Below are 15,611 nucleotides of genomic sequence, written 5' to 3' on the forward strand. Positions count from 1 at the left end.
GGGAGTGCTGACCCACCGGCCGCTACCGGCACCGAACCTGCCAGAGACCAGCAGGCTCGGTAAGCCCCATTAGTCGTCGGCGCGGTCGGGCTGGGGCAGCAGGCTCGGCAGGTTCACCACGATCGCCTCCTGGCTGCTGCGGGCGATGAGCACCACGGCCTCCTCGGCGCCGAGGTTCTCCTCGCGGTGCGGGGTGTACGGCGGCACGAAGACGTAGTCGCCCGGGCCGGTCTGCAGCCGCACCTCCTCGCCGTGCTCGGCGAAGACGAACACCGGGTGGCCGCGCAGCACGTGGATCGCGGTCTCGGAGTCGCCGTGGTGGTGGTCGCCGGAGCCGGTGTGCGGGGGCACCCGGGTCTCGCCCATCCACAGCCGCTGCGCGCCGACGCTGGTGGCCGAGATCGCCTCGTGCCGGGTCATGCCCGACGTCTGCGCGGTCTCCGCGGAGAGCTCGCCGGCGCGGACGTGCCGCAACGGCTGGTGCCAGTCGTCGGGGAAGCCCTGCTGCTGGGTCATGCGCGCTCCTCGGTGTCGGGCGGCCGGCCCGGCCGCGCTGGCGTCACCCTGCCACCGGCGGCGGGCGCGCGGCAGCACGTCCTCCTGGCCGGCCGTGCCGGCTCAGCCCAGGCGCTCGGCGACCGCGGCGAGGTAGTCGTCGGCCGGGGCCAGGTCGGCCGGGTCGTCGCTGTCGGTCTGGATCTCCACCAGCAGCACCAGGTCCCCGTCGGCGACCAGCCGGGAGTCCACCTGCTCGACCCCGGCCACGGTACGCACGATGCGGATCCCGACCCAGTCACCGGCGGACCACTCCTCGACCTGCTGGGTCTCCGCGCCGACCGTCTCGGGGACGCCGTCGCCGTCGAGGTCCACGGCGGACGTCCAGGTGCAGGCGGACGCGGCGGCGGTGGCCTCGGCGACGACGTCCTGGGCCGCGTCGGCGTCCGGCAGCGTCCAGGCATGGGCCTCGACGGCGGTGGACGCGGACAGCAAGAACGCGTCGTCCGGGCGCCCCAGCGCGGCCGGCAGCTGCGGTGGCGTGTCCACCGGGTCGCCGGGGTCGGGCGCGCACAGCGTCGTGGGAGGCGGCGCGTCGCCGGCTGCGTGGAACCCGTCGAGCGTCACGTCGAGGGGGCTCGCCGTGCCCGCGTCGTCGGCGCCACACCCGGCCAGCACGCCGCCGACCAGCAGCCAGCCGCTCGACGCGGCCGCTGCGCCCCGTCTGCGCCGTCCCATGGTCCTCCTCCGCCGCGCCGGAGGCGGCACGCTACGGGCCCCACGGCGCCGAGGGGCACGGCGTGCCGGATGGGCGCTCGATCGTTCGGCAGGGGAGTGCCGGCGGCGGGCCGACGCTGGTCAGCCCGGTGCGTTCGTCGTGGCCGGCGCGGTCGGGTCAGGTCCACCCGGGGCGGCTGGCTCACCGGGGGAGGCCGGGCGGACGAGAGAGCCCGCCCCGGCGAGGAGCAGGAGGGTGACCACGACCGCGAGCAGGGCGAAGGAGAAGCGGCGCAGCTTGCCCGACCGCTCGCGGCCCGGGAGGAAGGCGGCGATGACGGCGGCGGCCAGCCCGGCGACGGCCAGGGGCACGAGGGCCACGTAGTTCGAGTCCAGGGGCAGCACCGAGGACGCGCCGTACAGCGTGAGGACCAGGGCCGGCAGCCCCAGCATGATCCCGCCGACGCTCGCGACCAGGTTGAACGATTCGGACGACCGCGCGTCCCGGGTGACGGACATCGTCGACGTCGCGCTGAGCAGCCCCCGCAGCGCGGCGGCCTCGTCGGCGAGCTGGGCGTCGATGGCCTGGCAGTGCCGGACGGCGGCGTCCAGCGTGTGCAGCCAGTCACGGCGGACCTGGCCGTCGGTGCCCGGCCGTGGCGGCAGCGTCCGGTCCTGCCGCCTGCGTTGCGCGTGGTAGGCGGCGTCATCGCTCCGCCAGGTCCAGAGGCCCTCGCGGGCGCACTCGCGGGCCTGGTCGCGGGCCCGGCTGGCGGCGTTCGACAGCTCGAGCAGGTCGGCGAGCAGCCGCTCGAGCGTCCGGGTCGATGCCTGCCGCAGTTCTCCGGAGAGCACCCGCTCGAGCTCGTACCGCAGCGTGCGCAGCTCGGCGACGGCCTGCCGCGACCGCTCCGCCAGCGTCTTCGCCACCGCCGTGGCCTGGGCCTCGGGATCGGCGTGCCCGGAGACGACGAGCCGCAGCGCCGCCTGGACCGCCGTCTCCTGCTCGCGGCGGACCTCGGGCGCCTCGGGGTCGAGGACCTGCCAGTCCTCCAGCTTCCCCGTCGCCCGGCGGTGGGTGACCTGGGACGACCGAGGGTCCAGGCGCACCGCGAGCTCACCGGTCGCCCAGCTGGCGCTCACGTGGACGGTGAACCGCAACCGGCCCTCGGGGCTGACGACCACGCGGGTGTGCCCGACCACGACCAGGTGGCTGTGCCGCAGGTCGGCCACCACCAGCAGCGGTGCGACGCGGAAGGCGCTGCCCGGGACGAGCGTGACGTTGCCGGGCGACACGGTGAGCTCCGAGCCGTGGGCGAACCGGACTGCGTCGTCGGCCGGCCCGGCAGCGCTCCGCTCGCGGGGGGCGCGGGGCGACTCCAGGGAGGGGGACGGCACGGCCAGACCCTAGAAGCGAGCGAGGCCGGTCCGGGGCAGGTCGGCGGGCGCGCCGCGGTCCTGGTGGTCCAGGGTGCGTCCGCTCGATTCAGAGGAGCTTCAGGGTGAGGGCGCGGCGGCCCTCGTCGCTGCGGGCGGTGGCCATCCGCTCGGGGCTCGGGGTGCCGTACTCCGTCGTCCGCTGGCGGGCCGGGCGGCCGATCGCGGCGGCCATCGCCTCCAGCTCGGCGATCGTCTTCAGCGACCCGTTGCCCGAGCCCGCCATCCGGCTGATGGTCTCCTCCATCAGCGTGCCGCCCAGGTCGTTGGCGCCGCCGTCGAGCATCGCCTGGGTGCCGGTGTCGCCGAGCTTCACCCACGAGGTCTGGATGTTGTCGATCCGGCCGTGCAGCAGCAGCCGGGCGACCGCGTGCACCGCGCGGTTCTCCCGGTTCGTCGGCCCCGGGCGGGCGACGCCGGCCAGGTAGATGGGGGCGTTGTGGTGCACGAACGGCAGCAGCACGAACTCCCGGAAGCCGCCGGTCTCGTCCTGCAGGGCGGCCAGCGTGCGCAGGTGCGCGACCCAGTGCGCCGGGGTGTCGACGTGGCCGTACATCATCGTCGACGTCGTCGGCAGGCCCACCTCGTGCGCCGTCCGCACGATCTCCAGCCAGGCCGCCGCGGGCAGCTTGCCCTTGGTGAGCACCCAGCGGACGTCGTCGTCCAGGATCTCCGCCGCCGTGCCCGGCAGGCTGTCGACACCCGCCTCGCGCACCGCGGTGAGGAAGTCACGGTAGGAGAGCCCGGTGCGGGCCGACCCGTTGACGATCTCCATCGGCGAGAAGGCGTGCAGGTGGATGTCGGGACGGCGGGACTTCACCTCACGGGCCAGGTCGAAGTAGGCGGTGCCCGGCAGGTCGGGGTGGATGCCGCCCTGCATGCAGATCTCGGTCGCCCCGCCGGCCCACGCCTCGTCGACCCGGTCGCCCACCTGCTGCATCGACAGGGTGAAGGCGTCGGCGTCGGTGCGCCGCTGGGCGAAGGCGCAGAACCGGCAGCCGGTGTAGCAGACGTTGGTGAAGTTGACGTTCCGGTTCACCACGTAGGTGACGTCGTCGCCGTTGACGTCCCGGCGGACGGCGTCGGCCAGCGCGGCCAGCGCATCGAGGTCGGCACCGTCGGCGCCCAGCAGCGCCAGGTACTCGGCGTCCGACAGCCCCGCCGGGTCGGTCTCGGCGTGCCGCAGTGCGGCGTGCACCGCGGGGTCGCCGGCCGCGATCGCCGTCGAGTGCCCGTCGCGGGCGCTCTCGGTGCGCGAGCGCAGCTCGGCCCAGTCGCCGTAGACGGCGTCGAAGTCGCTGCGCCGGTCACCGGTGCGCCCCACGGTGTCGATCTCGGTGTGCAGGTCGGTGCGCCCGGACGACGTCCAGGCCTCGTCCGGCTCCTGCCACGGCAGCCCGGACGGGGTGCGGCCCTCGACGGCCAGCCCGTCCTCGCCGGCGAGGGCGAACACGTGCGGGCGCACCCGGGGGTCCAGCCACGGCTCGGGCTGGGTGACGTAGCCGGGCTGGGCGGCCAGCCGCTCGCGCAGGGTGAACCCGGCGTCGGCGGTCAGCTCGGCGAGCTTGTCGATGTTCGGCCAGGGCCGCTCGGGGTTGACGTGGTCGGGGGTGAGCGGTGAGACCCCGCCCCAGTCGTCGACGCCGGCGCGCAGCAGCAGCGCGAGCTCGGTGGAGTCGCTCAGGTTCGGCGGTGCCTGCACCCGCGCCGAGGGGCCGAGCATCAGCCGGCTGACCGCCACCGCGGCCACGTACTCCTGCAGGGCGAGGTCGTCGTGCGCGGCCATCGCGGTGCGCGGCTTGGCCCGGAAGTTCTGCACGATCACCTCCTGCACGTGCCCGTGCCGCCGGGCCGAGGCCCGGATCTCGGCGATCGCGTCGACGCGCTCGGCGGAGGTCTCGCCGATGCCCAGCAGCACGCCGGTGGTGAACGGCACGGCGGAGCGGCCGGCGTCCTCGAGCACCCGCAGCCGGACGGCGGGCTCCTTGTCGGGGGAGCCGAAGTGCGGCCCGCCCTTCTCCGACCAGAGCCGGGTGGCCGTCGTCTCCAGCATCATCCCCATCGACGCCGCGACCGGCTTGAGCCGCTGGATCTCCTCCCAGCTCAGCACGCCGGGGTTGAGGTGGGGGAGCAGCCCGGTCTCCTCCAGCACCCGGATCGCCATCGCCCGCAGGTAGTCCAGCGTGGAGTCGAAGCCGGCGGCCTCCAGCCACTCGGCCGCCACCGGCCAGCGCTCCTCCGGGCGGTCGCCGAGGGTGAAGAGCGCCTCCTTGCAGCCCAGCGCGGCGCCGGCGCGCGCGATGTCGAGCACCTCGTCGGGGGAGAGGAACGGCGCCTTGCCCTCCGCGCGCAGCTGGCCCGGCGTCGTGACGAACGTGCAGTAGTGGCAGCGGTCGCGGCACAGGTGGGTGAGCGGGACGAACACCTTGCGGCTGTAGGTGACCACCCCCGGCCGGCCGGCGGAGGCCAGCCCCGCGTCGCGCACCCGGGAGGCAGCGGTCAGCAGCCGGTCCAGCGGTTCACCCTCGCCCAGCCCGCGGGCGTGCAGCAGGGTCTCGGCCTCGGTGGCGTCCAGCGTCACCCCGCGCTCGGCGCGCACCAGGGCGCGACGGAGGGCGGAGTCGGACGGGGCGGGCAGGGCGTTGCTCATCGGCGACGACGCTAACCCCGCGGGGTCACCACCGCGTGCCGTGGCCTCCGGCCCGAGCAGTCGATGAGGTGGGTCAACCCGGGTGAGCCGGGGTCGAGCCGCGTCCTGGCGCGGCTCAACCCCAGCTGGACCGGGTCAACCCGGCGGCGGGAGGCCGGGACGGCGCCCGAGCACCGAGAGCTGACACCCGCGCGCGCCAGTTCCCGTGTTCGTGCCCGTGCGGCCATGTCGGCCGGCATGGCCGCAGGTGGGCGCCGGGGCCAGGGCCAGCGGGGGCTCAGCGCAGGGCGGTGACGGCGATCTCGGTGACGCGGGCGACGAGCTCGTCGGAGTGGTCGGCGTCCGGCTCGTCGCGGCTGGAGAGCACGGCCAGCACGATCGGGGCGCCGTCCGGCGGGTGGACCACGGCGATGTCGTTGCGGGTGCCGTACCCGCCGCTGCCGGACTTGTCCGCGACCTCCCAGCCGGCCGGCACCCCGGCCCGCACCAAGGTGTCCCCGGTCGTGCTGTCCCGCATCCAGCCGGTGAGCAGCTCGCGGTCGGCCGGGTCGAGGACGTCGTCCAGCAGCACGGCCCGCAGGTCGGTGGCCAGCGCCCGGGGCGTGCTGGTGTCGCGCTCGTCACCGGGGACGGCGCTGTTCAGCTCGGTCTCCACCCGGTCGACCGAGGTGACGTCGTCGCCGAGGTCGCGCAGCGCCTGCTCCAGGCCGGCCGGCCCGCCGATCCGGTCGAACACCAGGTTCGCGGCGGTGTTGTCGCTGTGCTGCACCGCCGCCGCGGCCACCTCGCGCAGCGGCAGGCCGGTGCCGGTGCGCGGCTCGGTGACCGGGGAGTACGTGACCAGGTCGGCGGCGGTCCAGCGGACCACCTCGTCGAGGTCGGCGTCCGTCGTCGCGTCGAGCAGGGCGGCCACCGACAGCGCCTTGTGCGTGGAGGCGAAGGCGAACCGCTCGTCGGCCCGGTGCTCGACGACCCGGCCGGAGCCGGTGTCCAGCGCGTACACGCCCAGCCGGGCGCCGAACTCCGTCTCCAGCCCGCTGAACGCCGCCGCGACCGCCGGATCGGGAGCCGGCGGCGCTGGGGAGGAGGACGACGGAACGGACGAGGGGGCCGACGCGGTCGTCTCGGCACCACTCCCGCACCCGCTCAGCCCGAGCAGCAGCACCGCCGTTGCGCACCAGCCGGGGAGCCTGGTCCGGCCGACACCCCGACGAGTGCGCACCCGCGGCACGGCCCGGCTCACGGACGGCGCAGCGGCGCACCCGCGCCGTCGGTCCAGCGGCCGCGCAGCCGCACCAGCGGGTCGCCGTCGGCGAGCACCGGCACGCCCTCGACCTGCAGCAGCACCAGCACGTGCGTGCCGGCCTCGACCACCGAGTGCACCGTGCAGTCCAGCGCCGCCAGTGCGCCGTCCAGCACGATCGCGTCGCTCACCGGGCCGCGCTGCCAGGGCACCGACTCCAGCAGGTGCCGGGCGCTGGGCCGGCCGGCCGAGGCGAACCGGCTGGCCAGGATCGCCTGGCCGGCGCCGAGCACGTTCACCGCGCAGGACCCGATCGACTGCAGCACCTCCGCCGGGTAGCCCTCGGCGGCCAGCCCGAGGGCGACCAGCGGCGGGTCGGCGGAGACGCTCATCAGCGAGGTGACCGTCGTCCCGACGTCGTCGATGTCGTCGCGCACGGTCAGCAGCACCACCCCGGCCGCGTACTGACGGAGGGCGGCGGAGTACTCCGCGGCATCGACAGGCACGGGGGTCAGTCGACCACAATGGCCCGGTGACCACTGCGGAGCACGAGTACGACGTCATCGTCCTGGGCGCCGGTTCGACCGGGGAGAACGTCGCCGACATCGCCGTCCGCGGGGGGCTGAGCGCGGTGCTGGTGGAGAGCGAGCTGGTCGGCGGGGAGTGCTCCTACTGGGCCTGCATGCCCAGCAAGGCGCTGCTGCGCGGCTCGGAGGCGTTGGCGCAGGCCCGCGCCGTCGCCGGCGCGGCCGCCGCGGTGACCGGCGAGCAGGACGTCGCGGCGACGCTGGACCGCCGGGACGGCTTCACCAGCCACTGGGACGACGCCGGCCAGGCGGAGTGGGTCGAGGGCGCGGGCATCGGCCTGGTCCGCGGGCACGGCCGGCTGGCGGGGGAGAAGCGGGTGGTCGTCGCGCAGGCCGACGGCAGCGAGCTGACCCTGACCGCCCGGCACGCGGTGGCCGTCTGCACCGGTTCCCGGGCCGCGGTACCCGGCGTCGAGGGGCTGGCCGACGTGCAGCCGTGGACGCCGCGGGAGGCGACCAGCGCCAAGGAGGCCCCGCGCCGGCTGCTGGTGGTCGGCGGCGGCTACGTCGGCTGCGAGATGGCCACCGCCTGGCAGCAGCTGGGCTCCTCGGTGACCCTGCTCCAGCACGGGGACCGGCTGCTGCCGCACCTGGAGCCGGCCGCCGGCGAGGCGGTGGAGGCGTCCCTGCGGGCGCTGGGCGTGGACGTCCAGCTCGGCACCGGCGTCCGGTCCGCCCGCCGTGAGGGCGATGAGGTGGTGCTGACCTGCGACAGCGGTGACGAGGTGCGCGGCGACGAGGTGCTGGTCGCCACCGGCCGGGCGGCGAACACCGACGAGATCGGCCTGGACGCCGTCGGCCTGGAGCCGGGCGGGTACCTCGACGTCGACGAGTCGCTGCAGGTGCCCGGGCTGCCGTGGCTCTACGGCGTCGGCGACGTCAACGGGCGTGCACAGCTGACCCACATGGGCAAGTACCAGGCCCGCCAGGCCGGGGCCGCGATCGTCGCCCGGGCCCGGGGCGAGCAGGTCGACCTGAGCGACTGGTCGCCGTTCGTGGCCACCGCCGACCGCCGCGCCACCCCGAGCGTGGTCTTCACCGACCCGCAGGTCGCCGCGGTCGGGCTCACCGCCGCGCAGGCGGCCGACGCCGGCCTGCCGCACCGGGTGATCGAGTACCCGATCGGCAGCGTGGCCGGGGCCTCGGTGTTCGCCGACGGCTACACCGGGACGGCGATCGCGGTGGTGGACACCGAGCGCGAGGTGCTGCTCGGGGTCACGTTCGTCGGCGCCGGGGTGGCCGAGCTGCTGCACTCGGCGACGATCGCGGTGGTCGCCGAGGTGCCGATCAGCCGGCTGTGGCACGCCGTGCCGTCCTATCCGACGATCAGCGAGATCTGGCTGCGCCTGCTCGAGACCTACCGGGGCTGAGGCGTGCACGACGGCAGCCGGATCGGCCTGGTGCTGCACCCGCACCGCGACTGCGGTGGCGCGGCGGCCCAGGTGCTCGCCTGGACGACGACCCACGGCGTGGAGCTGGTCGCCGCGGCGGCCGACGTCGAGCGGCTGCACCTGCACGGGGTGACCCCGGTCGACGTCGCGGAGCTGGCCACCAGCTGCGACGGGATCATCGCCCTGGGTGGGGACGGCACGCTGCTGGGCGCGATGCGGCTGGTGGTCGCCGACCCCGTCCCGGTGCTGGGCGTGAACTTCGGCCGGCTGGGCTTCCTCACCGAGGTCGAGGGCCGCGAGCTCGACGGGGCGCTCACCGCGCTGGCCGAGGGCCGCTCCACGATCGAGTCGCGCAGCTGCCTGGTGGTGCGCGGGCCCGGCTGGGAGACGGTGGCCTTCAACGACGTCGTCCTGGCCCGGGTGCCGGGGGAGGGGATGGTCGACGCGACCCTGTCGGTGGCCGGCCGCCGGTACGGCCACTACCGCAGCGACGCCCTGATCATCGCCACCCCGATGGGCTCGACGGCCTACAACTTCGCCGCCGGCGGCCCGGTGATGTCCCCCGGGGCCGAGGGCGTGCTGGTCACCCCGTCGGCGCCGCTGAACGGCATCGACCGCACGGTGGTGCTGGGCCCGCACGAGCCGCTGCACCTGGCGCTGCCGGAGACGGCGGGCCACCCGGCCGTGGAGGTCGACGGCCTGGTCGTCGCCCGGCTGGGCCCAGGCGACGAGCTGCACGTCGAGACCCGCCGGGACGCCGGCCTGCTGGTGCGGCTGGACGACTGGCTGGCCGCCGACCGCAGCCGGGTCAAGCTCTCCCTGCTGGACCTCCCGCTGCTGCCGGAGGAGCTGGTCGAGCTGGTCCCGGAGGAGCTGCGCCGCCGCACCCCGGGCGGCGTGCCCGCACCCGGCACCGGTCCGGTGCGCGCCCCGGAGAGCGCCCGCGGGCCCGCCGACGAGGTCGGCTGAGCCCGTCCCGCAGGGCGGGCCGGTCCCAGGGATCGGCCGGTCTCAGGGCAGGGGGAACGGCTCGTCCGACGGCGCCGGGAGGTCGCCGTCCACGGTGGCGGTGACCGTCATCCGGTCCAGCGTGGCGCGGCCGCCGAACAGCGAGAGGAAGGCGGTGTCCGCGGCGTCCCGGCCGGCACAGATCCGCACCAGGGACGACGTGGGGGCCAGCCGGGTCGCGTCGACTGTCCGCCAGACGCCGTCCACATCGGCCTCGACCACGGCGTGGAAGTCCATCGGCGACAGCCCCGGTGCGTAGACCGCGACCAGCCGGGCCGGTGTCTCGAGGGCGCGCAGCAGGGTGACGGTCAGGTGCGCATAGTCCCGGCACACGCCCTGGCCGAGCAGCAGGGTGTCCACCGCGGTGTCGACCGAGCGGCTGGCCCCGGCGGTGTAGACCAGCCGGCGGTGCACCCAGGCGGCCACCTCGGCGACCAGCTCGGCGCGGGGGAGCGACCGGTCGAACTCCGCCGAGGCGTAGCCCTCCAGCTGGTCGGAAGGGCAGTAGCGGCTGGGCCGCACGAACTCCGCCCACTCCGCCGGCGTGACCGGCCGCGGGTCGCCCGCCGTGTCGACGTGCGCGGAGTAGCTGACCTCCGTCGTCCCGGCGGGCAGCTGCAGCCGGTGCACCCGGGCCCCGGGGACGGCGATCTCCTCCGCGGCCACCGGGTGCCCGTCGGTGAGCACGGTGAGCTGCTCGCCGGCCGGGGCCGCCACGGCGACCTGCAGCAGCGCGGTCGCCGGGACGGGGGTGGAGACGGTGAGCGAGCAGGCGACGTCGGTGCGCATGGCCGCATCCTGGCGGGCCCGTGTTACCGCCAGGTTCACCGCCGAGCCGGCAGGGGCGGGGAGTGCACGGGCGGGCACTGGTGCTCTGCGTGCACGGGGGACGCAGAGCACGGGTGTCCTGGCACCCCCGGCATCCCGGCCGAGTGGCGCATGGTGCAGTAGGGGACGTGCAACCGGGCAGTGACCGTCGGACGTGGCAGCGCTACATCGCGCTGGGGGACAGCTTCACCGAGGGGCTCAGCGACCCCGACCCGGGCACCCCGGACGCGTTCCGCGGCTGGGCCGACCGGCTGGCCGGGCACCTGGCCGCCGCGTCACCGACCGGGGAGGTCGAGTACGCCAACCTCGCCATCCGCGGCCGGCTGCTCGCCCAGGTGCTCGAGGAGCAGGTGCCGGTCGCACTGGCCGCCCGCCCCGACCTGGTCAGCCTGGTCGCCGGCGGCAACGACCTGCTGCGCCCAGGCGTCGACCCCGACCGGCTGGCCGCCGACCTGGAGACCGCCGTCCTCGCACTCCGGGAGGTCGGGGCCGACGTGCTGCTGGCCACCGGCGTCGACCCCCGGCAGACCCCGATCATCCGGCGCACCCGCGGCCGGGTCGCCGTCTTCAACGCCCACCTGTGGTCGATCGCGGCCCGGCACGGGGCGGTCGTACTCGACCAGTGGGGCGCCGCGTGGCTGCAGGACGCCCGGATGTGGGACCCGGGCGACCGCATCCACCTGACCGCCGAGGGGCACCGCCGGACGGCGCTGGCCGCGGCCGCCGCGCTCGGCATCCCGGTGGACGGCGAGGACACCGGCTGGCGCACCCCGCTGGACCCGGCACCGCCGCGCCCCGCCCGCGAGGTGGCCGCCCAGGAGCTGGCCTGGGTGCGCGGCTTCGTGCTGCCCTGGATCGGCCGCCGGCTGCGCGGGGAGTCCTCCGGCGACGGGCGGGTGGCCAAGCACCCGGCGCCTGTTCCATTGCGCGCTACCGGATCGTCCGTTACCGATTCGTGACGCAGAGCACCGAACCGCTGGGCGGGTGAGCCCCGAAGACCAGTCGTTGCACCACTGATCCACACGACTGGGAGATCTCATGAACAGCACGCGCGTCACTCGCACCTTCGCCGCCGCCGCTGCCCTCACCGCGGTCGTCGGTCTCTCCGCCTGCAGCAGCAGTGACGGGGACACCGCCCAGGCCGCCGACAGCTCCAGCTCGAGCGCCTCCTACGGCCGCCCGGAGCCGGTGGCCACCGTGCCGGCCATCCCCGGCGGCAGCACCGCGGTCGCCCTGGACACCGGCTTCACCGACGCGCTGACCCAGCTGGGCCTCACCCCCGGCACCGTCGGCGGCGCGACCCTGGACGGCGCCACCGGCACCCTCACCTTCCCGCTCACCGGTGGCGAGGTCACGCTGTACGACCGGGAGAGCGGCTACCGCCCCTGGGTCCAGGGCACCCTCTTCCACGAGGGCAGCGGCCTGAGCCTGACCGCCGGTGACACCACGGTCGAGCTGACCGACTTCACCATCGACCCGGGCAAGCCGGCCCGGTTGTTCGGCAACGTCTCGGTCAACGGCGAGCTCGCCGTGCCCAGCGCCCCGCTGTTCAACCTCGACGGCAGCACGCTGAACCCGCCGACCATGGAGGCCGACGGCTCGGCCGTGCTGCAGGGCACGACGGTCAAGCTCTCCGCCGAGGCCGCCGAGCTGCTCAACACGACCTTCGGCACCGACGCGCTCGCCGGCGAGTTCGTCATCGGCACCGCGACCATCACCGTCCAGACCTCCTGACGGAGGCCCCCACCGTCCCCGAGCTCGACGCGGGAGGGCAGTGGGGGACGTGAGACCCCGCCCGATGGGGCGGTTGCACGAGCCGACCGGCGCCTGAGCCGGTCGGCTCGTGCCGTTCTCAGCTGCGCCCGACCTCGGGCAGGTCGCCGGTGCGGGGCTGCCCCAGCCGCTGCTGGAAGGACTCCAGCCACGGGCGCAGGCCGGACAGGTCCGTCGGGTCGACGGTCATCGACCGGAGGTCGCCCAGTTCGGCCGCCTCGCGCGGCTCCGGGACGGCGGCCAGGTCCGGGGCCCCGTTGGCCGCCAGCAGCGCACGCAGCTCCAGGAACTCCTTCGACGGCCGGAAGACGCCGGGGTCGAACTCCTCGCCGGGGCCCTGGGCCTCGTCCACGTCCTCGTCCACCGGCTCGTCGGCCGGCTCGAGGAACGCGGCGGCGGAGACCGGCTCGTCGTCCGCGACCTCGGTGGGCAGGGTGAAGGCGTCCAACTGCGGGACCGCGGCGGAGCCGACCGAGGGAGCCGGCCCCAGGAGGTCCTGCTCGGCCAGTGCCGCACCCAGGTCGAAGGGCAGCCGGCCGTGGTCCTCGTCGTCCGGGCCGGTCTGCTCCGGCGGGGTGTCGTGCTCCGGAGCGCCGACGTCGGGCAGTCCTGGGCGTCCGGGCGTGCGGTCCGACGGCGGTGCGCCGAGGTCGGTCAGGGCCGGCGGGCCGGCCAGCTCGTCCAGCTCCCGGGCCGGCAGCGGTGCCGGGCGGCCGAACGCGTAGCCCTGGGCCATCGAGCAGCCGTGCTCACGCAGCCAGCGGGCCTGCTCGCCGTCCTCGATGCCCTCGGCGATGACCTGCAGGCCCATGCCCTGCCCGAGCTGCAGCAGCCCCTGCACCAGGGCGGCGGTGGCCGGCTGGGCCACCACGTCGGCGACGAACGAGCGGTCGATCTTGAGCGTGTGGATCGGCAGCCGGTGCAGTGCGGTGATCGCGGAGTAGCCGGTGCCGAAGTCGTCCAGCGCCAGCGTCACGCCGGACTCGGTGACCGTGTCCACGGCGTGCAGCGTGGCGTCCGCGGCGAACAGCGCGGTCGACTCGGTGATCTCCAGCTCCAGCCGCTCCGGCGCCAGGCCGGACTCGGCCAGGGCGTCGGCGACCAGCTCGCTGAAGCCGGGCTCGGCCAGGTGCCGGGCGGAGATGTTGACGTGCACGCGCAGGTCCGCGGGCCAGCCGGCGGCGTCCCAGCAGGCCTGGTGCAGCACCCACGCGCCCAGCCGGGAGGTGAGCCGGTTGTCCTCGGCCGCGGACAGGAAGGCGCCCGGCGGCAGCAGCCCGCGGGTGGGGTGCTGCCAGCGGATCAGCGCCTCGTAGCCGAGCAGGTGCTCGTCGGACAGCGCCACGATCGGTTGGTAGAACAGCCGCAGCTCGCCGGCCTCCAGCGCGTGCCGCAGATCGGTCTCCAGCTGCAGCTGGTCCACGTAGGCCTCGCCGAGCCCGCCGTCGTGCATCTCCAGACGGCCGCGGCCGCCGTTGGCCTTGGCCCGCGCCAGCGCGCTGTGCGCCTGGCGGAGCAGCGCCTCGGGCGCCAGGTCCGCGCCGAGGGTCATGCCCACGCTGGCGGACAGGGTGACCTCGCGGTCGTTGACGTGGAAGGGCTCGTCCAGCACACCGAGCAGCCTGTCGGCCAGGGTGCGCAGGCCCTCGACGTCCTCGACGTCCTCGGCCAGCACCAGGAACTCGTCGGCGCCGAAGCGCACCGCGGTGTCCTCGACCCGGGTGCTCCAGCGCAGCCGGTCGGCCACCTGGCACAGCAGCTGGTCGCCGCCCTCGTGGCCGAGGGCGTCGTTGACCGCGGTGAACCGGTCCAGGTCCAGGTGTAGCAGCCCGACCGAGGTGCCGCGCCGGCCGGCGCCGGCCAGCGCGTGCTGCAGCCGCTCGGTGAGCGCCCGGCGGTTGGGCAGCCCGGTCAGCGGGTCGGTGTACGCGCGGCGGACCAGGTCCTCCTCGACGCGCCGACGGTCGGTCACGTCGAGCAGGGTGAGCAGCACGAACTGCGGGTCGCCGGTGCTGCGGTGCACCAGCTCCTGGGTCTGGTGCACCCAGATGCTCTCGCCGTCGGACCGCCGCAGCCGCCGCTCGCCGACCACCTGCAGCTGGGGGTCCAGCAGTGGGGTGCCGGGCAGGTGCTCGGCCGCGCGGTCCTCCAGCGGGACGTCGTCCGGGTGGGTCAGCAGGTCCAGGTGCCGGCCGACCAGCTCACCGGAGGTGCGGCCGGTGAGCTCGCACAGCGCGGGGTTGACGACCAGCATCCGGCCGCCTGGGTCGACGACGGCCTTGGGCACGGGCGCGGAGAGGAAGAGGGCGCGGAACAGCTGGCCACGGTCGGCCAGCAGCACGTCGGCCGCACGCAGCCGTCGCCCGGCACCGTCGGCAGGCCCGGAGGCGCCCGGCGACTCGGGGGCGGAGAGTGTCACCGGGACAGGGTGGCTCATCCGGCCCGCCCAGCCGTGCAACCCGGCCGGGTGACACGTGTTCGTGCCGTCACGTTCAGTGACAGGGCGCCTCTCTGGTCACACGGTCCGCGATGCGCCACACCCGACGTAGCGGGAGCGGGGCGCGCGGCCGGCCGTCCGGTCACCGGGGCGCGAGGGCGGCGGGAAGGGCTGCGCCTCCGCGACGAGGGCGATGAGCCGGGTGATCGGCCTCCCGGCCCGGGTCAGCCGGAGCACCCGGCCGTTCTCGGTCGCCAGCTGGTGCGCGGTGCACAGTGCGCGCATCCCGCCGGCGTCGCAGAAGGTGACGTCCCCGGCGTCCAGCTGCCAGCGACGGGCCGGGGTGGCGGCCAGGACGGCGACGGCGTCCAGCAGGTGGTGGGCGGACTCGCGGTCCAGCTCACCGGCCACCCGCACCCGCGCGCGGGCCAGGTCGACGGTGACGACGAGCGGGGGCACCGGCCGTGAGCCGATCGGCGTGGTGGAGGTGACCACGGGTCTCCCGGGAGCAGAGCGCGTCCCGTGTGCCGTGCTGGGCTCGCACGGCTGGTCACGGGTGGGACGGCAGAGCTGTGCTTCCGACCCGGTTCCGACCGTATCGGCCGCCGGCCGCGACACGCCAGGGCCGGGACGGGCCGCCACGCCGGGGGAGAGCGCCCCGTCGAGCGGGGCGCTCTCCCTCGCCCGGTCAGGCGGCGACGGTGACGCCGGGGGAGAAGGCGACGTAGCCGGCGAAGTCGCGGCCGACGCGGTCGACCGCCGAGGGCAACAGGTCCGGGTAGCTCCAGGCGCCGTCCTCGCGGGTGCCGGCGGGCGTGACCACGTGGAAGTACTGGGCCGGCCCCTTCCACGGGCAGGTGTAGGCGGTCGGGCTCGGGGTGAGGGCGCCGTCGGTCACGGCCGACGGCGGGAAGTACCAGTTGCCCTCGATCCGGACCAGCTCCTCCTCGGGAGCCTCGGCGATGACCGTTCCGTCCACGGTGGCGCGCATGTCCAGTCCTCCTGACTCGGCGGAGCGGCGGGTGTGCCGCCCGACACACGGCGC

The 15,611-nt window shown here is 75.6% G+C and carries 14 protein-coding genes; 4 read left to right on the forward strand and 10 right to left on the reverse strand.

Features of this window, described 5'->3' with window-relative positions; genetic code table 11:
* Window positions 1-69 precede the first annotated feature (69 nt).
* The 6 genes from Q1A09_RS14970 to Q1A09_RS14995 all read right to left on the reverse strand — a co-directional run bounded on the left by Q1A09_RS14970 (window position 70) and on the right by Q1A09_RS14995 (window position 7,048).
* A complete protein-coding gene (locus tag Q1A09_RS14970; protein WP_299956324.1) occupies window positions 70-516 on the reverse strand; it encodes a cupin domain-containing protein in 447 nt (148 codons plus the stop codon).
* A 102-nt stretch (window positions 517-618) separates the two neighbouring features.
* The gene (locus tag Q1A09_RS14975) at window positions 619-1,233 is read right to left on the reverse strand and encodes a hypothetical protein (protein ID WP_299956327.1); all 615 of its coding nucleotides are present in this window, start codon (window positions 1,231-1,233) and stop codon (window positions 619-621) included.
* 120 nt (window positions 1,234-1,353) lie between these two features.
* Window positions 1,354-2,610 carry a hypothetical protein gene (locus Q1A09_RS14980; protein ID WP_299956330.1) on the reverse strand — a complete coding sequence of 419 codons (1,257 nt, stop codon included), beginning with the start codon at window positions 2,608-2,610 and terminating at the stop codon, window positions 1,354-1,356.
* A gap of 88 nt (window positions 2,611-2,698) precedes the next feature.
* Window positions 2,699-5,299: a bifunctional FO biosynthesis protein CofGH gene (locus Q1A09_RS14985; protein WP_299956333.1), complete on the reverse strand. Its 2,601-nt coding sequence runs from the start codon at window positions 5,297-5,299 to the stop codon at window positions 2,699-2,701.
* A gap of 277 nt (window positions 5,300-5,576) precedes the next feature.
* Window positions 5,577-6,464, reverse strand: coding sequence for a class A beta-lactamase (gene bla / locus Q1A09_RS14990; RefSeq protein WP_299956336.1), 888 nt, complete (start codon window positions 6,462-6,464; stop codon window positions 5,577-5,579).
* 74 nt (window positions 6,465-6,538) lie between these two features.
* Window positions 6,539-7,048, reverse strand: a complete 510-nt coding sequence (locus Q1A09_RS14995) for a flavin reductase family protein (protein ID WP_299956338.1) — start codon at window positions 7,046-7,048, stop codon at window positions 6,539-6,541.
* A 26-nt stretch (window positions 7,049-7,074) separates the two neighbouring features.
* Between Q1A09_RS14995 and Q1A09_RS15000 the strand changes: the two genes are divergently transcribed.
* Both Q1A09_RS15000 and Q1A09_RS15005 read left to right on the forward strand, forming a co-directional pair.
* Window positions 7,075-8,499 carry an NAD(P)/FAD-dependent oxidoreductase gene (locus tag Q1A09_RS15000; RefSeq protein WP_299956343.1) on the forward strand — a complete coding sequence of 475 codons (1,425 nt, stop codon included), beginning with the start codon at window positions 7,075-7,077 and terminating at the stop codon, window positions 8,497-8,499.
* A 3-nt stretch (window positions 8,500-8,502) separates the two neighbouring features.
* On the forward strand, window positions 8,503-9,489 hold the full coding sequence (locus Q1A09_RS15005; RefSeq protein ID WP_299956346.1) for an NAD(+)/NADH kinase: 987 nt from the start codon (window positions 8,503-8,505) through the stop codon (window positions 9,487-9,489).
* Between the two features lie 42 nt (window positions 9,490-9,531).
* Here the strand turns inward: Q1A09_RS15005 and Q1A09_RS15010 are convergent, their stop codons facing one another.
* Window positions 9,532-10,317 carry a transglutaminase family protein gene (locus Q1A09_RS15010; RefSeq protein WP_299956349.1) on the reverse strand — a complete coding sequence of 262 codons (786 nt, stop codon included), beginning with the start codon at window positions 10,315-10,317 and terminating at the stop codon, window positions 9,532-9,534.
* 167 nt (window positions 10,318-10,484) lie between these two features.
* On the opposite strand from Q1A09_RS15010, the gene Q1A09_RS15015 reads away from it, so the two are divergent.
* Both Q1A09_RS15015 and Q1A09_RS15020 read left to right on the forward strand, forming a co-directional pair.
* Window positions 10,485-11,315, forward strand: coding sequence for an SGNH/GDSL hydrolase family protein (locus tag Q1A09_RS15015; protein WP_299956352.1), 831 nt, complete (start codon window positions 10,485-10,487; stop codon window positions 11,313-11,315).
* A 79-nt stretch (window positions 11,316-11,394) separates the two neighbouring features.
* Window positions 11,395-12,090 carry a hypothetical protein gene (locus Q1A09_RS15020; RefSeq protein WP_299956355.1) on the forward strand — a complete coding sequence of 232 codons (696 nt, stop codon included), beginning with the start codon at window positions 11,395-11,397 and terminating at the stop codon, window positions 12,088-12,090.
* Window positions 12,091-12,208: 118 nt separating this feature from the next.
* Here Q1A09_RS15020 and Q1A09_RS15025 read toward each other — a convergent pair whose 3' ends face one another.
* From Q1A09_RS15025 to Q1A09_RS15035, 3 genes are all read right to left on the reverse strand, one after another.
* A complete protein-coding gene (locus Q1A09_RS15025; RefSeq protein ID WP_299956357.1) occupies window positions 12,209-14,548 on the reverse strand; it encodes an EAL domain-containing protein in 2,340 nt (779 codons plus the stop codon).
* Window positions 14,549-14,644: 96 nt separating this feature from the next.
* Window positions 14,645-15,061, reverse strand: coding sequence for an STAS domain-containing protein (locus Q1A09_RS15030; RefSeq protein WP_299956360.1), 417 nt, complete (start codon window positions 15,059-15,061; stop codon window positions 14,645-14,647).
* Window positions 15,062-15,254: 193 nt separating this feature from the next.
* The gene (locus tag Q1A09_RS15035; RefSeq protein ID WP_299956363.1) at window positions 15,255-15,557 is read right to left on the reverse strand and encodes a DUF427 domain-containing protein; all 303 of its coding nucleotides are present in this window, start codon (window positions 15,555-15,557) and stop codon (window positions 15,255-15,257) included.
* Window positions 15,558-15,611: the final 54 nt, after the last annotated feature.

It is taken from the genome of uncultured Modestobacter sp. (assembly GCF_947486615.1).
Classification (GTDB): Bacteria; Actinomycetota; Actinomycetes; order Mycobacteriales; family Geodermatophilaceae; genus Modestobacter.